19 protein-coding genes are annotated in these 15,311 nt (G+C 62.0%); all 19 read left to right on the top strand.

Features of this window, described 5'->3' with window-relative positions; translation table 11 throughout:
• Positions 1-97 precede the first annotated feature (97 nt).
• Complete coding sequence (locus ACETII_RS12830; protein ID WP_472785742.1) at positions 98-625, top strand: hypothetical protein; 528 nt, start codon at positions 98-100, stop codon at positions 623-625.
• A gap of 101 nt (positions 626-726) precedes the next feature.
• A complete protein-coding gene (locus tag ACETII_RS12825; RefSeq protein WP_472785741.1) occupies positions 727-1,281 on the top strand; it encodes a hypothetical protein in 555 nt (184 codons plus the stop codon).
• Between the two features lie 2 nt (positions 1,282-1,283).
• On the top strand, positions 1,284-1,673 hold the full coding sequence (locus ACETII_RS12820) for a phage tail terminator-like protein (RefSeq protein WP_472785740.1): 390 nt from the start codon (positions 1,284-1,286) through the stop codon (positions 1,671-1,673).
• A gap of 14 nt (positions 1,674-1,687) precedes the next feature.
• A complete protein-coding gene (locus tag ACETII_RS12815; RefSeq protein WP_472785739.1) occupies positions 1,688-2,167 on the top strand; it encodes a phage tail tube protein in 480 nt (159 codons plus the stop codon).
• Between the two features lie 49 nt (positions 2,168-2,216).
• On the top strand, positions 2,217-2,609 hold the full coding sequence (locus tag ACETII_RS12810; protein ID WP_472785738.1) for a hypothetical protein: 393 nt from the start codon (positions 2,217-2,219) through the stop codon (positions 2,607-2,609).
• A complete protein-coding gene (locus ACETII_RS12805; RefSeq protein ID WP_472788163.1) occupies positions 2,561-2,995 on the top strand; it encodes a phage tail assembly chaperone in 435 nt (144 codons plus the stop codon). Before ACETII_RS12810 ends, ACETII_RS12805 begins: the two co-directional genes overlap by 49 nt.
• Before the next feature lie 6 nt (positions 2,996-3,001).
• On the top strand, positions 3,002-5,407 hold the full coding sequence (locus tag ACETII_RS12800; RefSeq protein ID WP_472785737.1) for a phage tail length tape measure family protein: 2,406 nt from the start codon (positions 3,002-3,004) through the stop codon (positions 5,405-5,407).
• Positions 5,408-5,460: 53 nt separating this feature from the next.
• Positions 5,461-6,099 carry a hypothetical protein gene (locus ACETII_RS12795; RefSeq protein ID WP_472785736.1) on the top strand — a complete coding sequence of 213 codons (639 nt, stop codon included), beginning with the start codon at positions 5,461-5,463 and terminating at the stop codon, positions 6,097-6,099.
• On the top strand, positions 6,099-6,701 hold the full coding sequence (locus ACETII_RS12790) for a hypothetical protein (RefSeq protein ID WP_472785735.1): 603 nt from the start codon (positions 6,099-6,101) through the stop codon (positions 6,699-6,701). The genes ACETII_RS12795 and ACETII_RS12790 overlap by 1 nt, the downstream gene beginning before the upstream one ends.
• 426 nt (positions 6,702-7,127) lie before the next feature.
• A complete protein-coding gene (locus ACETII_RS12785) occupies positions 7,128-9,005 on the top strand; it encodes a phage tail protein (RefSeq protein ID WP_472785734.1) in 1,878 nt (625 codons plus the stop codon).
• A gap of 16 nt (positions 9,006-9,021) precedes the next feature.
• Complete coding sequence (locus tag ACETII_RS12780; RefSeq protein WP_472785733.1) at positions 9,022-9,870, top strand: hypothetical protein; 849 nt, start codon at positions 9,022-9,024, stop codon at positions 9,868-9,870.
• Between the two features lie 6 nt (positions 9,871-9,876).
• The gene (locus ACETII_RS12775) at positions 9,877-10,317 is read left to right on the top strand and encodes a hypothetical protein (protein WP_472785732.1); all 441 of its coding nucleotides are present in this window, start codon (positions 9,877-9,879) and stop codon (positions 10,315-10,317) included.
• A gap of 205 nt (positions 10,318-10,522) precedes the next feature.
• The gene (locus ACETII_RS12770; RefSeq protein ID WP_472785731.1) at positions 10,523-10,855 is read left to right on the top strand and encodes a hypothetical protein; all 333 of its coding nucleotides are present in this window, start codon (positions 10,523-10,525) and stop codon (positions 10,853-10,855) included.
• Positions 10,856-10,860: 5 nt separating this feature from the next.
• On the top strand, positions 10,861-11,823 hold the full coding sequence (locus ACETII_RS12765) for an N-acetylmuramidase family protein (RefSeq protein WP_472785730.1): 963 nt from the start codon (positions 10,861-10,863) through the stop codon (positions 11,821-11,823).
• A 4-nt stretch (positions 11,824-11,827) separates the two neighbouring features.
• On the top strand, positions 11,828-12,127 hold the full coding sequence (locus ACETII_RS12760; protein WP_472785729.1) for a ubiquitination-like system serine protease family protein: 300 nt from the start codon (positions 11,828-11,830) through the stop codon (positions 12,125-12,127).
• Positions 12,128-12,185: 58 nt separating this feature from the next.
• The gene (locus ACETII_RS12755; RefSeq protein WP_472785728.1) at positions 12,186-12,611 is read left to right on the top strand and encodes a hypothetical protein; all 426 of its coding nucleotides are present in this window, start codon (positions 12,186-12,188) and stop codon (positions 12,609-12,611) included.
• A 210-nt stretch (positions 12,612-12,821) separates the two neighbouring features.
• The gene (locus tag ACETII_RS12750; protein ID WP_472785727.1) at positions 12,822-13,184 is read left to right on the top strand and encodes a hypothetical protein; all 363 of its coding nucleotides are present in this window, start codon (positions 12,822-12,824) and stop codon (positions 13,182-13,184) included.
• A gap of 123 nt (positions 13,185-13,307) precedes the next feature.
• On the top strand, positions 13,308-13,628 hold the full coding sequence (locus ACETII_RS12745) for a hypothetical protein (RefSeq protein ID WP_472785726.1): 321 nt from the start codon (positions 13,308-13,310) through the stop codon (positions 13,626-13,628).
• Positions 13,629-13,948: 320 nt separating this feature from the next.
• Positions 13,949-15,229: an IS256 family transposase gene (locus ACETII_RS12740; RefSeq protein ID WP_472785725.1), complete on the top strand. Its 1,281-nt coding sequence runs from the start codon at positions 13,949-13,951 to the stop codon at positions 15,227-15,229.
• Positions 15,230-15,311: the final 82 nt, after the last annotated feature.

The following is a 15,311-nucleotide window of genomic DNA, read 5'->3' as shown; positions in this document are numbered from 1 at the left end:
TAGCGGGCGCACCAGAACCGTTCTTTTCGCGGTTCCTCATAGGATCGCCGGCGAGATTGTTCGTGTCGACTTGAGGATAAGATAGCGGGGGGCTGCAATGCCGGTTAGCGGGTTAATCAAGGTCCACTTCAATATCGCGCTTGCGGGCTCGAGCATCCTTGGCAATGCGCCGCACTGGAATGTGCTGATCGAGATCGCGAATAACTTCTCGGATGGCGTCGCCGCCAACCAAGCCGACAAGGTCTACGTGGCTGAGCGGACCGTCGCGAGCAATACAAACGACGATATCGACCTAACGGGTTCGCTTTCGGATGCTCTGGGCGCGACGATCACGGCCGCCGAGCTGGCCGCGCTGCTGATCTACAATAAGCCGATGGACCCGGCGGCCGACAATACGACGAACCTGACGATCGGCGGCGGATCGAGCCCGATGCTCGGCTTCCTCGGCGGCACGACGCCGACGATCGGCCCGATCCGGCCGGGATGTTTTATCCTGCTCGGAGGCGTGGGCAATGTCGGCGGCTTTGGTGCGATTGCCGCCGGCACAGGCGATATCCTGCGCGTCGGCAATAGCTCTGGCGCCCAGGCGAAATATCAGATTGGCGTTGTGGCGCGGTCGTCGTAATGGCGCGCCTCGGAAACTTTCGGCAAGAGATCGCGAACTTCGTAAACGAGAACCTTTCGCCTGCCGCGCGTCAAAAGCTGATGGCGCGTAAGGCTCAAGAGGTGATCGATAAGACCGCGGCCAACAATGAGGCCGCGCTCGGGCGAAAGGTGCCTTACGATCAGTTCGTGGATGGTCGAGAGGGCGCCCCGCTCGAGACGATCAATCCGAACGGCGGTGTGATCGCCGTTCGGTTCCACTTGATCGGCGATGTGCTGAGCTGGATCTCCGGACAGCTGGAAATGCACTCTCCCGTGCGAAGCGGGCGTTACAAAAAATCGCACATACTGCTCGCGGATGGTGTCGAGGTGGATGCTGCGGGAGAGGTTCCGCCGGCGGAGGAATATCTCTTCGTGAGCCCCCTTCCCTATGCGCGCAAGATCGAGCGCGGCCTTTCGAAGCAGGCGCCGGACGGTGTTTACGATGTCGTCGCCGACATGGCGCGCCGGCGCTATGGCAACATGGCGATGATTAAATTCACCTACCGCTCTGTGCTGTTGCCCTATGTCGGCCTCGGCGGGAAGAAGGGCGGCAAGACAGCGTCGCGCGCCAAGCGCGCCGCGAATTCTATGGAGCGCGAGACGCGCTATCCCGCGATCCAGGTCAATCCGAGGTAGGGATGGCAAAGAAAGCACTTGCTGACGCCGTTGTTGCAAAACTGGCGGCGGAATTTTCGCTCGCGACGATCCTCAATCAGAACGAGGATATGGAAGAACCGGAAGACGGGACGCCATGGGTGCGCGTCGATTTTCCGGTGTCGCAAAACGAGCGCGCGGCGCTGTGCCGGCGCTATCGCGAAATAGGATCGTTCCGCGTTGTCGTGGCGACGCAGATTGCCTCTGGCATGTCCGAAAGCCGGACGTTGTGTGAGGCGATCGACGCGATTTTTCGCGCAAAGAGCTTCGGTGACGTCGAGACCGAGGCGCCATCGATCAGGGATGGAATTGACCAGGGGAATTATCTGCTGGCCGCCGTCATCGTGCCCTATCGGTTCGAATATTCCGACTAATCACGGGGGAAGCCATGTCTATTCCGTATGCCGCAGCCGGCGCGAAAGTCTTCATCTGCACGACGGTTCAATTCAGTGAGCCGGCCGATGCCGCCGCTTATGCGGGGCTGTCCTATACCGAGATCGGGGATGTTTCCGAGATCGGCGAATATGGCGACGAGGCGCGCATCCTGACCGCCGAGACGCTTCAGGATAATCGCGTCTTCAAGGCGAAGGGCACCCGAGACGCCGGCACCGTGCCGCTGATCTGCCTCGATCGCCCCGACGATACGGGTCAGCAAGCTCTGATCACGGCCGAGGCCGCGAACGCCGGCATGTATGCCTTCAAGGTGACCTTGCCCAATAAGCTGACCTCCGGCGGAACCGATCAGATCGACTACTTCTGCGCGCTGGTTTCATCGAAGAAGCTCAACGTGGGCGGCGCCAACAATATCGTGAAGCGCGGATGGAACCTCGCGATCAATACGAAGATCACCACGACGGCGGCGACCTAGTCGCCGCCTTCAAACCAAGTAGGGAGTGAGTATGGATAATATTTTCGACTTGGAGACCGAACAGTCGGCGGTAATGACTGTTCGGCATTTCGCGAGCGGCAATCCGCTTCTGGATAAGAGCGGGAAGCCGATGACGCTGACCCTGGCGGGCAAGGATAGCGATCGCTTTCGCATGGCCCAGGAAGAGCAGCGCGAGTTTCGCTTGCGCAAGGCAATCCAGACCGGCCAGGAAAGGCCGACCTTGGCCGACATGCGCGCCGAGACCATCGACCTGATCGCCGCTTGCACGATCTCGTGGTCGATCATGGTGGATGGCGAGCCCTATCCTTGCACGCGTGAGAATGTGCGCGAGGTCTACCGCCGCTTGCCGTGGCTGGTTGAACAGGCCGACGAATTCATTACCGGGCGCGCAAATTTCTTGAAGGCCTCGGCCGGCGCCTGATCGCCTACGCTGCCGAGGCCTCAGTCGCCGAAAGCCATTTCGAGATTACGGGCGAGCTGCCGGAGCAGCTCGCCTATCTCTGGGGATGGTTTCAAGAATTGGCGATCGGGCGATCGTATGGACCAGCCGGTCCGAATCCTATTTCGTTGCAGGATATAAGGGACTGGGCCGCCCTTATGCGGGTTTCGCCAAAGCCTTGGGAGGTGAAGCTGCTTCGCTATATCGATGCGGCTGTCATGAAAAAGCAGTCAGAAGCGGCCGCGCGAGCGGAAGAGGAACGAAAATCGCGCGCTGAAGGGCTGATCCCGGTTCGCGACGTGAAGGGCATTCAGGGAATGCTCGCCCGCGCGCGCGCAAGGCAGAACGCAAAGATGGAAGGGAGCTAAAGGGGCATGGCAACCGAAAAGGTCGTCTCCGAAATCGAAATCCTGTTCCGCACGCAAAATGCGGAAGGGGCGATCGCGTCGACCGAGAGGTTCACCAAGGCCCAGGAAAGCGCCGCGCGCTCGCTGAACGTGGTCGCGCGCGCCCATGACGAAAATTACAAGCTGACGCAGGAAATCGTTAAGCAGGAGCGATTGCTCGAGCGCGCGCGCGCCCAGGGCTTGGAAAAGACGACCGCATATGCGGCGGCCGTCGAGCGCCTCGATGCGATGCATCGCCGGCTCAATGGCGCCATGAACGACAATGCGAAGGCGACTGGGCTCGCGCGCCACGAGCTGATCAACCTCGGGCGCCAGGCGCAGGACGTAGCGGTTTCGCTCGCCGGAGGGCAATCCCCCTTCACCGTCCTGGCGCAACAGGGCTCCCAGGTTTTCGATGTGCTCTCGACGCACAAGGGCGGCGTGGGCGGCGCGCTGAAAAGCCTGGGCGAGAACATGCTCGGGCTTTTGACCCCTGGGCGCGTTTTGACGGGCGGCCTGATCGCGGGCTTCGCGGCCGTGGAATATGGCATCAGCCGCGCCCAGAACGCGCTTGCTGACCTGGGGCGGGCTCAAGAGACGAGCGGCCTCGGCGCGTCCCGCGTGCTGGCCGCGCGCGGGGTCGGTGCGGGCGTTGGGCTGGACAGCAAGGGCGTTCAAGGCGCTCTGGATCAGGCCAACCAGCAATTCGAAAAATTCAAGCTCGGGTCCGGCGAGGTCCGATCGGCGCTGGAAAAGATCGACGGGCGTTTCGTGCTGCTCGGGGAGCGCGCGAAGACCGCTGGCGAGTTCATTGAATTTGTCGGTGAGAAAATCCGCGAGCTGCCCCGCGAAGAGGGTATGGATCTCGCGAAGCGTCTGTTCGGCGATGACGCCGGCGCGAAGTTTTACGAGAGCTTGCGCAACGGCGAGCTGGCCATGAAGGCGCTTGACGAGGCCGCGCAAAAGACCGGGGTTTCGTTCGCGGATGGGCCGGCGAAGGCCGCCCTGGATATGCAGCGCGAGATTGAGAAGGCGGCCGAGCTGTCCGATCAGAAGCTGTTCGCTGCGTTCGGGCGCTTGTCGAGCCCTCTGCAGGGTGTGTCGCTTCTCTGGCAGGAGATCAAGGGCGGGATCGCAGACGCGGCGATCGCGGCCACTGAATTCTACAACGCGATCCGCGACGGCGGAAAGATGGCCGGGCCCGTCGCCGGCGCGCAGGGTCGGTCGATTGACCAGTATATGAGGGACAACAATCTGAACGGCCCGGCGCTGCCAGAGTGGCAGCCGGGGTCGGTCGGAATGCCGGGCGTGCCCAACACAATGGGCGCGACGCAGCGCGCCTTCACGGCCTGGAATAACGACGGCCTGGGCCCGATGGAGAAGAAGAAGGCGCGCGGCGGATCGGGACGCCATGCGAAGACCGACACGGAGCGCGCGGCCGATAATTACGCCAATGTGACGCGCGACCTCGAGCACCAGCTGTCGCTCGCCCAGGCGATCGGCGACGCGCACGACGCCGTCGCCCTGAAGGTGAAAATCGAGAACGAGCAACACAAGATCGGCGTCGCCGCGACCAAAGAGCAAAAGGACAATGTCGCCGCGCTTGTGACGAAGATCGATGAGGCCGAGAAAGCGCAAAAGAAGCTGAACGAGCAGGCCAAAGCCTTCAATGAGGCTTACGGGTCTGTGGCGGGTTCGGTCTCCGGCGGGCTGAAGGAAATCCTCAAGGGCGGAAAGCCAGGGGATGCCCTAAAGAAGGGACTGGACTCGGCCGGCGATCACATCCTTGACGCGGCGCTGACCGGCTCGGGCCCGATGGCGAAAATGATGGGGATGGAGGGCAAGGACGGGTCTGTAGGCGGGATCTTCGGGATGATCGCCAAGCAGCTCGGGTTCGGGCCGGATGGCGCGAAGACGCAGCAAATGAACGTGACCGCGGCCAACGTGGTGGTGAATGGGGAGGGGGGAATGCTTGGAGGGCTCCTGGGCGGCGGGAAGGATAAGGGCGGCGGCGGGATGCTTGGCGGCCTGATCGATATCTTCGCCAGCCTTTGGCCGTTTGCTGATGGCGGCGTCATGACGTCGAAGGGGTCTGTCCCCTTGAACCGCTATGCCGGGGGCGGCGTGGCGAACAAGCCGCAGCTGGCATTGTTCGGGGAGGGCGCTGGCGCCGAGGCGTTCGTTCCGCTGCCCGACGGGCGCTCTATCCCGGTCTCGATGCAGGGCGGGTCGCAGAGCGGCGGCAATGTCTATATCTCCAATTATTCCGGCGTCGATGTGCAGGCCGAGCAAAAACCTAATGGCGATTGGGAAATCATGATTGACCGTAAAATCGCGGAGAACAATGCGCGGCTTCCGTCGATGATGCGCGATCACACTCGGAGAGAGAATTGAGCGAGCGCCTTGCGAGCGTGAAAAAATGGCCGCGCGAGTTGAGCCCCAACCGCGTGCGGCCGATCATCGAACGTCCGGCCTTGACTGGCCCGAAGCCGCTGCGCGGCCGCGCGCAGACGGTTCTCTCAAGCGCTGGCGGCTGGCGCTTCATTTACGGTGAGGTTGCCTTTACCGGACGCCGCTACCTTCAGTTCCGCGCCCTAGTGGCCTATCTGAAGGGTCGCCAAGCGCCGATCTATGTCGGGCCGTTTGATTATCCGTATGCTCCCCACCTGGTGGCAGGCGTGAGCCGGCCGACGCTGACCAAGTTTTCGGACAATACGGGCTTCAGCGATGGGACCGATTTTTCGGAGTCGAGCAGCCACATTTTGTTGAGCGACTCCATCGGGCCAAATGTGACGACGCTTCTCGCCTATTATGCCTCGACGCCGTTCGTGCTGCGCGCTGGAAATTATTTTGAGCTTGCCGGGCGCTTGCACATCCTCGACCAGGTGAAAGACTTGGGCGGCGGTGATTGGGAGTGGCGCTTTTGGCCGCCGACGCGCGCGGCCTATGAGGAGACTCAAAAGATCGAGGTCGATGACCCTCGCTGCCTTTGCTATCTCGATCCCGACTCTGATGCGCCCGATCCCGATTTGCAGTTCGGGCATTTGGGGCACGGGACTTTCGATTTTATCGAGGCGGACTGGTAATGCCGCAGCCTGAACCTTTCTTCTCGGCCGCCGCGCGCGAAATGCTCGCCGGACAAGTGATCCGCGCCGCCTATGGCGTGGAAATGGAGCTGGAAAGCGAGACGATCCGGCTTTGCAATGGCGACACGGTGACCGACAATGTCGGGCAGCAATGGCGCGGCCTGGGCGTGCTCGGCAGCATTTCGGGAATCCAGTGCGGCGCCGAGGCGGTGACCGCGCCTCTGCAAATGGCGATCTCGGGTCGGCTCTTGACCATGAAAAGCCAGAAGGCGGCGAACTTCCGCGCGACGCTGTCGCGCGCCGTTGCGGATAGCAATGCGGAGATCCTCGGGCGCACGGTTCGCGTGTTCTGGTTGCTGTTCAATGCGAGGACCGCGGCCGCTGTCGATCTGCCTTACCTTCTGCAGACGTATCAAATGGGGAGCGCGAGCCTTTCGTTTGATGGCGCAAAAATCGTTTTGTCGATCCCGGCCGATCCCCTGTTCGGCGGGAAGCATATCCCGCCGCTCAATCTTGTGAGCGACGCCGATCAGCAAGCGAAATATCCGGGGGATCGCATCTTCGAGCGCATCGGATGGAAAAAGACCGTCGTCACGCAATGAGCCGCGACCTAATCAAGTTCGCGTTTGATTGCGGGACGCGCGGGCCTTGCGCGCAGTTCGTGAGCGAATGGCTGGCCTTGCATGGCGTCGATGGGGTTCCCTCGAGGCGTGCGATCGCGCGCGCATGGCGCGCGCATGGCGTCGAGAGTGGCGTAGAGCTTTGGTGCGCTCGCCTGGGCCTCGCGCCGTGCGATCCGGTTCCTGGAGCCGTGGCGCTGATGCGCCCGGCTGTTGGTGGACTTTTGCTAGGTGTGATCGCAATCGATGGGGCATTCGTGACGCGCAGCTTTTCGAAGGTGCAAATCGACTGGCGGCCGGAAATCGTAAGGGCTTGGCGTGTCTAAAATCCTGTCGCCGATCTTTGGAATTTTTGGGCAGATCGCCGCCTATATCCCAGGGATGCAGCCCGTCGCGCTGGCCATGACCATGGCGCGCATGGGCGTCGAGTTCGTGGCTGGCAGCGATAAGAAGCGCGGCGGCGAAGCGCCGATCTCGATCCAGGCGCCGCCCCCGACCTACAAGGTTGTGGTGAGCCATCCGACCGCGCCGCGTCTGATCTCCTATGGCCGCGTGCAAAACCCTGGAATTGAATTCTGGAAGGAAGCCGGAACCGCAAAGATCAATCTGACCTACGGCCTCTATATGTGCGAGGGGCCGATCTCTGGCATTGAGTCGATTACCTGCGACGACGAGCTGATCGACTGGGTTAAATCGAACTTGCTGGTCGGCCCGACGCCGCCTGATACTGACGCCATTTGGGGGCCGAATGGCGGGACCAAGTATGTGGTCTGGGCTGCGGGCCCAGTCTTCGGCCCGCTTGTTCTGGTCGAAATTTGCAATGCGAGGCCTGAAGGAACGACCTCTTACTTGCTGAAGACCTTTCAGTCATCAGGCACGATTTGGGGTGTTAATTCTTACGATATCAGCATGCTCAATTATTGGGATGATTCCCATAAGGGCAAAGGCTGCACGATCTTCTATACCTGGGCCTATTTCGCCTCGACCTACAATGGGGCGAGCCGTCAGCAATATTATCCGAACAACTGGCCCATGTTTAACTTCGTCTACCGCGGCGCGCCGCTTTACGACCCGCGCGACCCTGGCCAGACCGAGCTCGAGGGCGGGGCTTATTCGCTCTACAACACGAGCTGGAAATGGAGCGAAAATCCCGCGCTGATCGCCGCCGATTATGTGAATCGCCTAATTCAGATGGGCGCGACGGCAATCCGGGGGATCAACTGGAAGACGATCGCCGAGGCCGCTGCTGATTGCGATCGCCTTGTGCCTTGTTTCATCCGCAACTTCGGAAATGGCGGGATCTGTTACGAGCCTTTCGCGCGCATGTCGGCGAACGTGTCTTTGGAGCTCGAGCCGCGCGACGTCCTCGCGAAAATTATGGCGGTCTGCGATGGGTCTTATGGGATCGACCAAAATGGGCTCTTTTGCATGTGGATCGGCAAAGAAGAGGCGACGCATGTCACGATCGATGATGGGGATATAACCGGCGCTCAGGTTGGTTTCGGCCTGCCTCTGAATGAAGAGACCAATTATATCCACATCACTTATACGGAGCCGCGCCAGCGTTACTCGCCGGTTGAGGCGCCGATCTATGAGGATGCGGAGTCGATCGCGAAGATCGGCCGGCGGACGGACTCGATTCAGTTGGAATATTGCCCCTCGCCGTCACAGGCGTGGCGCATGGTCCGCCGCTATCTGAAGCGACGGAACCGGCGGCGCACGCTGTCGCTGCGCACGGGCCCGCGAGGCATTTTGTGCGCGGGCCAGCGCTATATCTCTGTGAGCTCGGAAATGCTCGGGATCGTTGGTGCGTTCCGAGTGCTTGCCGTTGCGCAGGGGGAGAGTATTGCCGAATGGAACCTCGAGCTGGCCGAGGTCGCGCACGATATCTACACGGACGAGGCCCCGCCCCCCGATCCCGTTCGGAACTTCGAGATCGTGAAGGCGCCGACGCTTCCGACGCCGGTTCCCTTCCTCTCGGTGGTTTATGACGAAACGAACGGCGGGTATGCGGTTCGGATCGACTATGCTCAACAGCGCTCCTACGGGAATTTGGTTGCGATCGCCAATATCGTTTATCTGGTGGTCGATCCTAACCTGATGTGGGATGCGCAATATTCGCTCGATGCTGGCCAGACTTGGAAACAGGTCAATACGCTGATCTCGCAATTCACGGTGCAAACGCCCGTGCTGCCAAATGGAACGACGGTCACCGTGCAAGCGCGCTGGATTCCCAATAACGGGACGCCCGGCGCTTGGGGCTCGTCTGTCTCAATCACGATTTAACAATCTGGGGGCTTAAATGGGCGCGCTTGCTGACGCCTTTGTAGACGCATTTCCTGACGCCACGACGATCGACAAAAGCGATTGTCGCGCGCTTGGGCAGGCGATCGAGGACTACCTTGCCGCGCCCTATACGCTGAATGACAATGCGGCGCCGTCGCCGACCTCCGCGCCGACCGGAACGGTTCAGCGCCTAATCGGCGCAGATGCGACGGCCGCCCTTGGGGTCATTGACGCCTTTGGAGCCCTTCCTGCCCTGCGCGTTCGCCGCGCGCAGGGGACGGGCGCTTCTCCTACGCAGATTACGAGCGGCGTCTATCTCGGGGCGATCCAGTTCGCCGGCTATTACACGAGCGGCGGATCGGCCTATTCGGATGATGCGGCGATCCTTTACGCCAAGTCGACCGAGACGCATACGAGCACCGCCCAGGGGACGCAATTGGAGCTCTGGACGACGCCAAATGGCACGACGACCCGCTCCTTGGCGCTGGTGATCGGGCAGGATCAATCTGTGCTTGCGAAGGGCGCGCTCGGATATGTGACGGGCCAGGGCGCCGGCGGGACCGTTTCGCAGGCGACGAGCCGCACGACGGGCGTCACCCTCAATGCCGTGACGGGGCAGATCACGCTCTTTGGCGCAGCCGGTTTGACGACGCTATCGACCTCCTCGAGGTTCACCCTGACGAATAACAAGATCGCGGCGAACGATACTCTCGCAATTAGCCTTGTGAGTTCGCCGAACAATCTGGTTTATCTGTTCGGGTCCAAGTGCGCCGCCGGCTCCGCTGATATCTGGGTCATGGCGAGCGCGACGACTTCAGAAGCGCCCGTTTTGCAATTCGCGGTGATCAAGGGCGCGACCAACTAAGTGGTAATGCGTATGAAGCTCGAGTTGAAAGCGATCGATGCGATCAATCTTTCGACGGCGATCGTCGCGGCGCAGATGAACCTGAAGGGGATTGCGCCGGCGCTGGCCTTGCGCCTCGCCTACAATCACAAGCGGCTTCAGGAAATCGTCGTGCCGTTCCAGGAACGCGAGCGCGCGTTGCTCGAGGAATGCGCCGATCGAGACGAGAATGGCAACTTCGTCGAGGACGCGCATCGCGGCGGCGTGAAGGTGAAGGACAATAGGCGCTGGAACGAAGATCGCCGGAAGATGCTGGCCGAGGTGTTCCCAATCGAGCTGCGCGAGCTGCCGATTGATCTTTTCCCCACGGCGGTCGACGCCGACGTGATCGGCGGGCTTTATCCGATCATCATCGATCCGGAGAATGTGCTCGCCGCCGGCGCGGAAGATGGGTCAGAAGAAGACTAGGGCCTCGCGCGCGCCGCCGGCGCTTTTCTTTCGGGTTGCATTTGCAATCAGCGTTACACGGATCTTGCTTTCGCTGCTCGTCGGTCTTCGTAGAAGGTAAGGGGCGGATCATGGATGCAAACGATCTAGGCATGTTGCAGCTATTCGCGACCTGCGTTCTGGCCGTGATTGTCGTCGTGGTGTTTGAATTTAGGCTCGCCGTGGCGTGACCCAAGAAACCGCCACGCGCCGAGTGATCGAGCGCGTGGTGATCTCCCTTTGGCGCGAGGAGACGACTTTCCGCGCCATCGACCGGCACTTGAGGACGATCCGGGTCAAGGTTTCAGAAGACGAAATCCGTCGCATCGTTCGCCGGTATATCTGCGCGAAATCCGAAAATGCATCGCTCGGCCGGAGGCGTCTGCTGCCGGCGAAGCTGCGCGCCTATAAGCCGCGCGAACTGGCGGAAAGCTCCGCGGCATGCCTCGCGCTGATATGCGCCATGCTGATGGCGACGCTGAACGATTGGGTCGCGAGCATCTACGAAGACGAGGATTAACTGACATGGTTTCTTTTTCAGGAGCTGCTCGCCCGCTCTCTGCTCGCGATGTCGAAGAGGTCGCCGGCGAGCTGGGGTGCGAGGTCGCGGCGCTGCGCGCCGTGCTGGACGTCGAGAGCAAGAACCGCGGCTTCGACGCCAAGGGGCGGCCGACGATCCTTTTCGAACCGCATGTCTTCTATCGGAACTTGCATGGCGACGAACAGCGAAAGGCCGTCTCGCAGGGCCTCGCCTATCCCGCGTGGAAGAAGAATTATCCCAAGGGCAAAACCCTCGAGATCAGGCAGGACAAGAATTACGAACGACTCGCGCTTGCCGCGCGGATCAATCAAGAGGCCGCGTTCCGCTCGATCTCGGTTGGCCGAGGACAGGTGCTTGGCGAGAATTACCGCATCGTCGGCTATGAAAGCGCCGTCGCCATGTTCGAAGCCGCCCTGGAAAGCGAGAGGGTCCACCTCGAGCAAATGGCCGCCTTCATCCGGTCGAAGCGGATCGATGACGATCTTCGGAATCGGACCTGGGCGACCTTCGCCCGCGTCTACAACGGGCCCGGCCAAGTGGACTTTTACGCGGGCGAGCTGGCCAAGGCTTACGCCAAGTGGCGAAAGATCGTGTCGAAGCCCCGCGAGGAATTGACGGCCGCCGATCTGAAGGAAGGCGGATCGCAGACGATCGCCGCGACGGAAGCGGCCAAGGGAGGCCTCTTGAAGGCGGGCGTCGGCCTTGTGGGCGCCGGCGGGCTGTCGGAGACCGTGCAGAGCGTGACCGCGCCGATCGAAGAGGCCGCCGAGCATGTCCGCACGGCGCACGGCGCCCTCGCCTGGCTGCAGGACAATTGGCGCGTGGTTGGCGTCGTTCTGCTGGCGCTGCTGGCCGCCTATGGCGTGTGGTCAATCTGGCGCGGCATCAAGGCGGCCGAGGATGAGCGCGTGCGCAATGCCCGCGAGGGCGTGAACGAAAGGATCTGAGCCAATGGCCGCCGTTCCCGCCGTCTTGGTCACTTCCATCTTCGATGAGCCCTTGCCCCCGGCGGGGTCGTTTCGGTTCTGGGCCGATCCCAGGACCGGGGATGTCGGCGGCATGAACTTTCGATGCGCCTGCGGGTGTGGCCAGCTCTTTGGAGTGCGGTTCTCGCCGCCGGCGCCGAAGGGTTGGGTGCGGACAGGGGCCGATGACGCGATAACCCTCCGGCCGAGCATTCAGTGCTTGAATGCGGACGGGTCGAGCCATTGGCACGGCTTCCTGACCGAGGGGCTGTTCGTTCCATGCTGACAAAAGGCGCGGGCCTTTCAAATTTGCGCAATTTCGCAAACTGACCGGAGTGCTTGTCTTGCTTATTCCCCCTCTGGGCCCCCTGATCGAGTTCGCCCTCGCCGCGCTGCGCTTCGCCTTATCGCAAGTCGGGCTTCCCATCGTCGCCGGCGTCGTGGGAATCGCCGTCGGCTACTACAACGCCGACGGCGCGTGTGACGCGCGCCAGGCGGCCGCCAGGGCCGCTGAGACGGCCGCAAAGGCCGAAGACAGCGCCCGGCGGGTCAAAGACGCCCAGGAAGCCGCGCGGCGCGATTTACCGCGGCTTGCGGCGGACGCGGAAGCGCAACTCGCAATGTGGGGCGTGATCGAGGATGCGGCGAAGGAAGCCGCTGGCAAAAGGGAAACTGGCAATGCGGGGACTGCTTCTGATCGGCGCTGCGCTGTGGACGGCGCTTTCGCTCGCCGGGTGCTTCAGCACGACCGAGCGGGCGGTGCCCGTTAGGCCTCATATCCCGCCGCTGCCCCCTTCATGCGCGAAGCAGAAGGCCTCACTGCCCCCCGTTGTGATCGGGGAGGATAAGGGTGTCTTTGGGCTTAAGAACCGCGCCGTTGCCGCGCTGCGCGGCCGGCAGATCGACAATTGCGTGACGGCATATAGGGAGGCCGAGCGGCTTAATGAGCAGCTGCCCCAGGCCCAGGAAGAGGCCCAGGAATGATCGCCGCCGCCTGCGGGCGCCTCGCCGCGCTGGCCCGGCGGCTCAACGTGCTCGCGCGCCTGGATGCGCTCGAGGTGGAGGCCTTCGAGCGCCTATGTGCGCTCAAGACGCAGGAGACGGAGAACATGGCACAGATTGACGACCTGAAGGCGGCGAATAGTCGACTGACCGACGTGGTGACGAAGCTTCTCGCCGTGGTCCGGGAAATGAAAAGTCAGCGCGACGCCGCGGTCGGCCTCAACGCAGATATGCAGGCCAAGCTAACCGCCCTCGAGGCGGCCGAGGATCTTCAGGGCGTCATCGACAACACGAACGCCCTGGCAGATCAAATCGAGGCGGAACTGCCGAGCGTCGTCTGACATTTGCGAGGCGCGTAGAGCGATGCAACGCCGGGCGCGCCTCTGGCCACCCTTCGATCCAGTCATAGGACGGTTGAGCCGAGCCTCAACAGTTCCCCTTCAATTTTGGTGTGGGGCGTCGCGATGAGCGAGCAGGTCACAAAAGAAGATGTTCAAGAGATCGTCGACGCGGCGTTCGACAAGTTCAAATCGGCGTTCCCCGCCATGACGCATGAGGCCATGTCAGGAAAGATCGAGCTGACCTTTGGCTTCGACTGCAAAGACTCCAAAGAGCGAGACGCAGTGCGCGAGGACATGAAGTTCTTGCGCTCATTGCGCGGTCACGCCCGAAAAGGCGGGGAGAAGATCTTCTTGATCGCCGTCGGCGTCCTCGGGACCGGGTTCCTCTATTGGGCGGTCGCGAAGGTTTGGCCAGAAGGAACGAAATATATCCCGCATCCCTGAGCGCTGACGACCCGCTCAGGCCCTATCCCGCCCGGCTCCGGCCGGCGCGGGGCCTTTTGTTCCCTAACCTCTACAGGCGTTCAGCTATCGTAAGATGGCTGGGCGGGTGCGGCAGTGTTTCGAGTGCGAGTTGTAACCGCCGCGCTTCTTGGCCCGGTGAGCGGCCTTATTTACGCGTTAGCCTTCGATACATTGTGAAAGGAGACGGTTCTCCGCCGCAGCAGGCGATGTCCCGAACGATGTTGAAATAGGAGGAGCGGCGTTGCTGACCTTGAGCTTGTAGGCTCGGGGTGCTGATTCCACAGAAGGAAAGCAACGCCATGAACCAAGCTATCACATCGACAGCGATTCCCGCGAGCGCCTGGAAGGCGCAGGCGCTGGCCAACATGACGGCGAGTTTCGAGAGCTTCTGCCTTGTCTCGGGCATGGAGGCGCTGGCCGAGATGATGGAGAGCGACGCGACGGCGGCCTGCGGCCCTCGGCATGGGCGCGGCAAAGGGCGACGGGCGCATCGCTGGGGTAAGACGAGGGGCCAGATCGGTTTCCATGGCGGCAAGGTGGAGATCGACCGTCCGCGTCTGCGCGGATTTGACGGCAAGGAGTTGGCGCTACCCAGTTGGGAGGCGGCGCAAGCCGAGGATTGGCTTGGCAAATGGGCGATGAACCAGATGCTGATCAATGTCTCGACGCGCAGGTTCAAGCGTTCGGTCCGGCTGCCCGAGGGCGACGTTCCGGCGCGTAACGGGTCCGGCCTGTCGAAATCGGCGGCGTCGCGGCGGTTCGTGGCGCTGTCGGCGGCGCGGCTGCGGGAATGGATGGCGCGGGACCTCTCCGCCCTGGATTTGTTGGTGATCCAGATCGACGGCGTGCGCATGGTCGAGGACATGACCCTCGTGGCGGCGCTCGGCGTTGACGCAAGCGGCGACAAACATCCGCTCGGGCTGGTGGAGGGCGCGACGGAAAACGCAGCGACCGTGCAGGCCTTGATCGACAATCTCGTCGAGCGCGGGCTCGATCCCGCTGTTCCTCGCCTGTTCATCATCGACGGCTCCAAAGCGCTCGCCAAGGCGATCCGGGCGACCTTCGGGCGCGAGGCGGCCATTCAGCGCTGCCAGATCCACAAGGCGCGCAACATCCTGGACCGGCTGCCGAAATCCATGCATGCGTCCGTTCGCCGGGTGCTGCGTCAGGCATGGGAGATGAATGACGCCTCGAAGGCCGAGAAGCTATTGCGCAACCTCGCCCGGCGCCTTGAAAAGGACTGGCAAGGCGTTTCCGCCTCGATCCTCGAGGGGCTCGACGAGATGCTGACCGTCACGAGGCTGGGTCTGCCGCCTGAGCTGCGGCGATCGCTCGCGTGCACGAACATGATCGAAAACGTGATGGGGACGTTGCGGCGCGTCTGCCGGAACGTGAAATACTGGCGATCCCCGTCGATGGCTCTCCGTTGGGCGGGCGCAGCCATGCAAGAAGCCGCCAAGGGCTTTCGGCGGCTCAAGGCTCACAAGCAGCTCCCGATCCTGAGGGCGGCGCTCTCCGCCCGAAAGCTGAACGTCACTTCAGCCAGCTCAACTCTTGCTGATGCCGCGAGGGCAGCATAGTCTTTCAACCAGCGACGCCCGCTGCTCGCTTTTCAACAGCAAGCGGGACATCCCCCCGCAGCATTCCACAAGGGCTTATTCC

The sequence above is a fragment of the Methylocystis sp. NC52PC genome, from assembly GCF_055698645.1.
This window is presented reverse-complemented; position numbering and strand designations above follow the sequence as displayed.

Excerpts from the sequence above, each read along its gene's own strand:
- ACETII_RS12830 (WP_472785742.1), top strand. The coding sequence starts at position 98 with ATGCCGGTTAGCGGGTTAATCAAGGTCCACTTCAATATCGCGCTTGCG.
- ACETII_RS12820 (WP_472785740.1), top strand. The coding sequence starts at position 1,284 with ATGGCAAAGAAAGCACTTGCTGACGCCGTTGTTGCAAAACTGGCGGCG.
- ACETII_RS12815 (WP_472785739.1), top strand. The coding sequence starts at position 1,688 with ATGTCTATTCCGTATGCCGCAGCCGGCGCGAAAGTCTTCATCTGCACG.
- ACETII_RS12800 (WP_472785737.1), top strand. The coding sequence starts at position 3,002 with ATGGCAACCGAAAAGGTCGTCTCCGAAATCGAAATCCTGTTCCGCACG.
- ACETII_RS12790 (WP_472785735.1), top strand. The coding sequence starts at position 6,099 with ATGCCGCAGCCTGAACCTTTCTTCTCGGCCGCCGCGCGCGAAATGCTC.
- ACETII_RS12785 (WP_472785734.1), top strand. The coding sequence starts at position 7,128 with ATGGCGCGCATGGGCGTCGAGTTCGTGGCTGGCAGCGATAAGAAGCGC.
- ACETII_RS12780 (WP_472785733.1), top strand. The coding sequence starts at position 9,022 with ATGGGCGCGCTTGCTGACGCCTTTGTAGACGCATTTCCTGACGCCACG.
- ACETII_RS12775 (WP_472785732.1), top strand. The coding sequence starts at position 9,877 with ATGCGTATGAAGCTCGAGTTGAAAGCGATCGATGCGATCAATCTTTCG.
- ACETII_RS12765 (WP_472785730.1), top strand. The coding sequence starts at position 10,861 with ATGGTTTCTTTTTCAGGAGCTGCTCGCCCGCTCTCTGCTCGCGATGTC.
- ACETII_RS12760 (WP_472785729.1), top strand. The coding sequence starts at position 11,828 with ATGGCCGCCGTTCCCGCCGTCTTGGTCACTTCCATCTTCGATGAGCCC.
- ACETII_RS12750 (WP_472785727.1), top strand. The coding sequence starts at position 12,822 with ATGATCGCCGCCGCCTGCGGGCGCCTCGCCGCGCTGGCCCGGCGGCTC.
- ACETII_RS12745 (WP_472785726.1), top strand. The coding sequence starts at position 13,308 with ATGAGCGAGCAGGTCACAAAAGAAGATGTTCAAGAGATCGTCGACGCG.
- ACETII_RS12740 (WP_472785725.1), top strand. The coding sequence starts at position 13,949 with ATGAACCAAGCTATCACATCGACAGCGATTCCCGCGAGCGCCTGGAAG.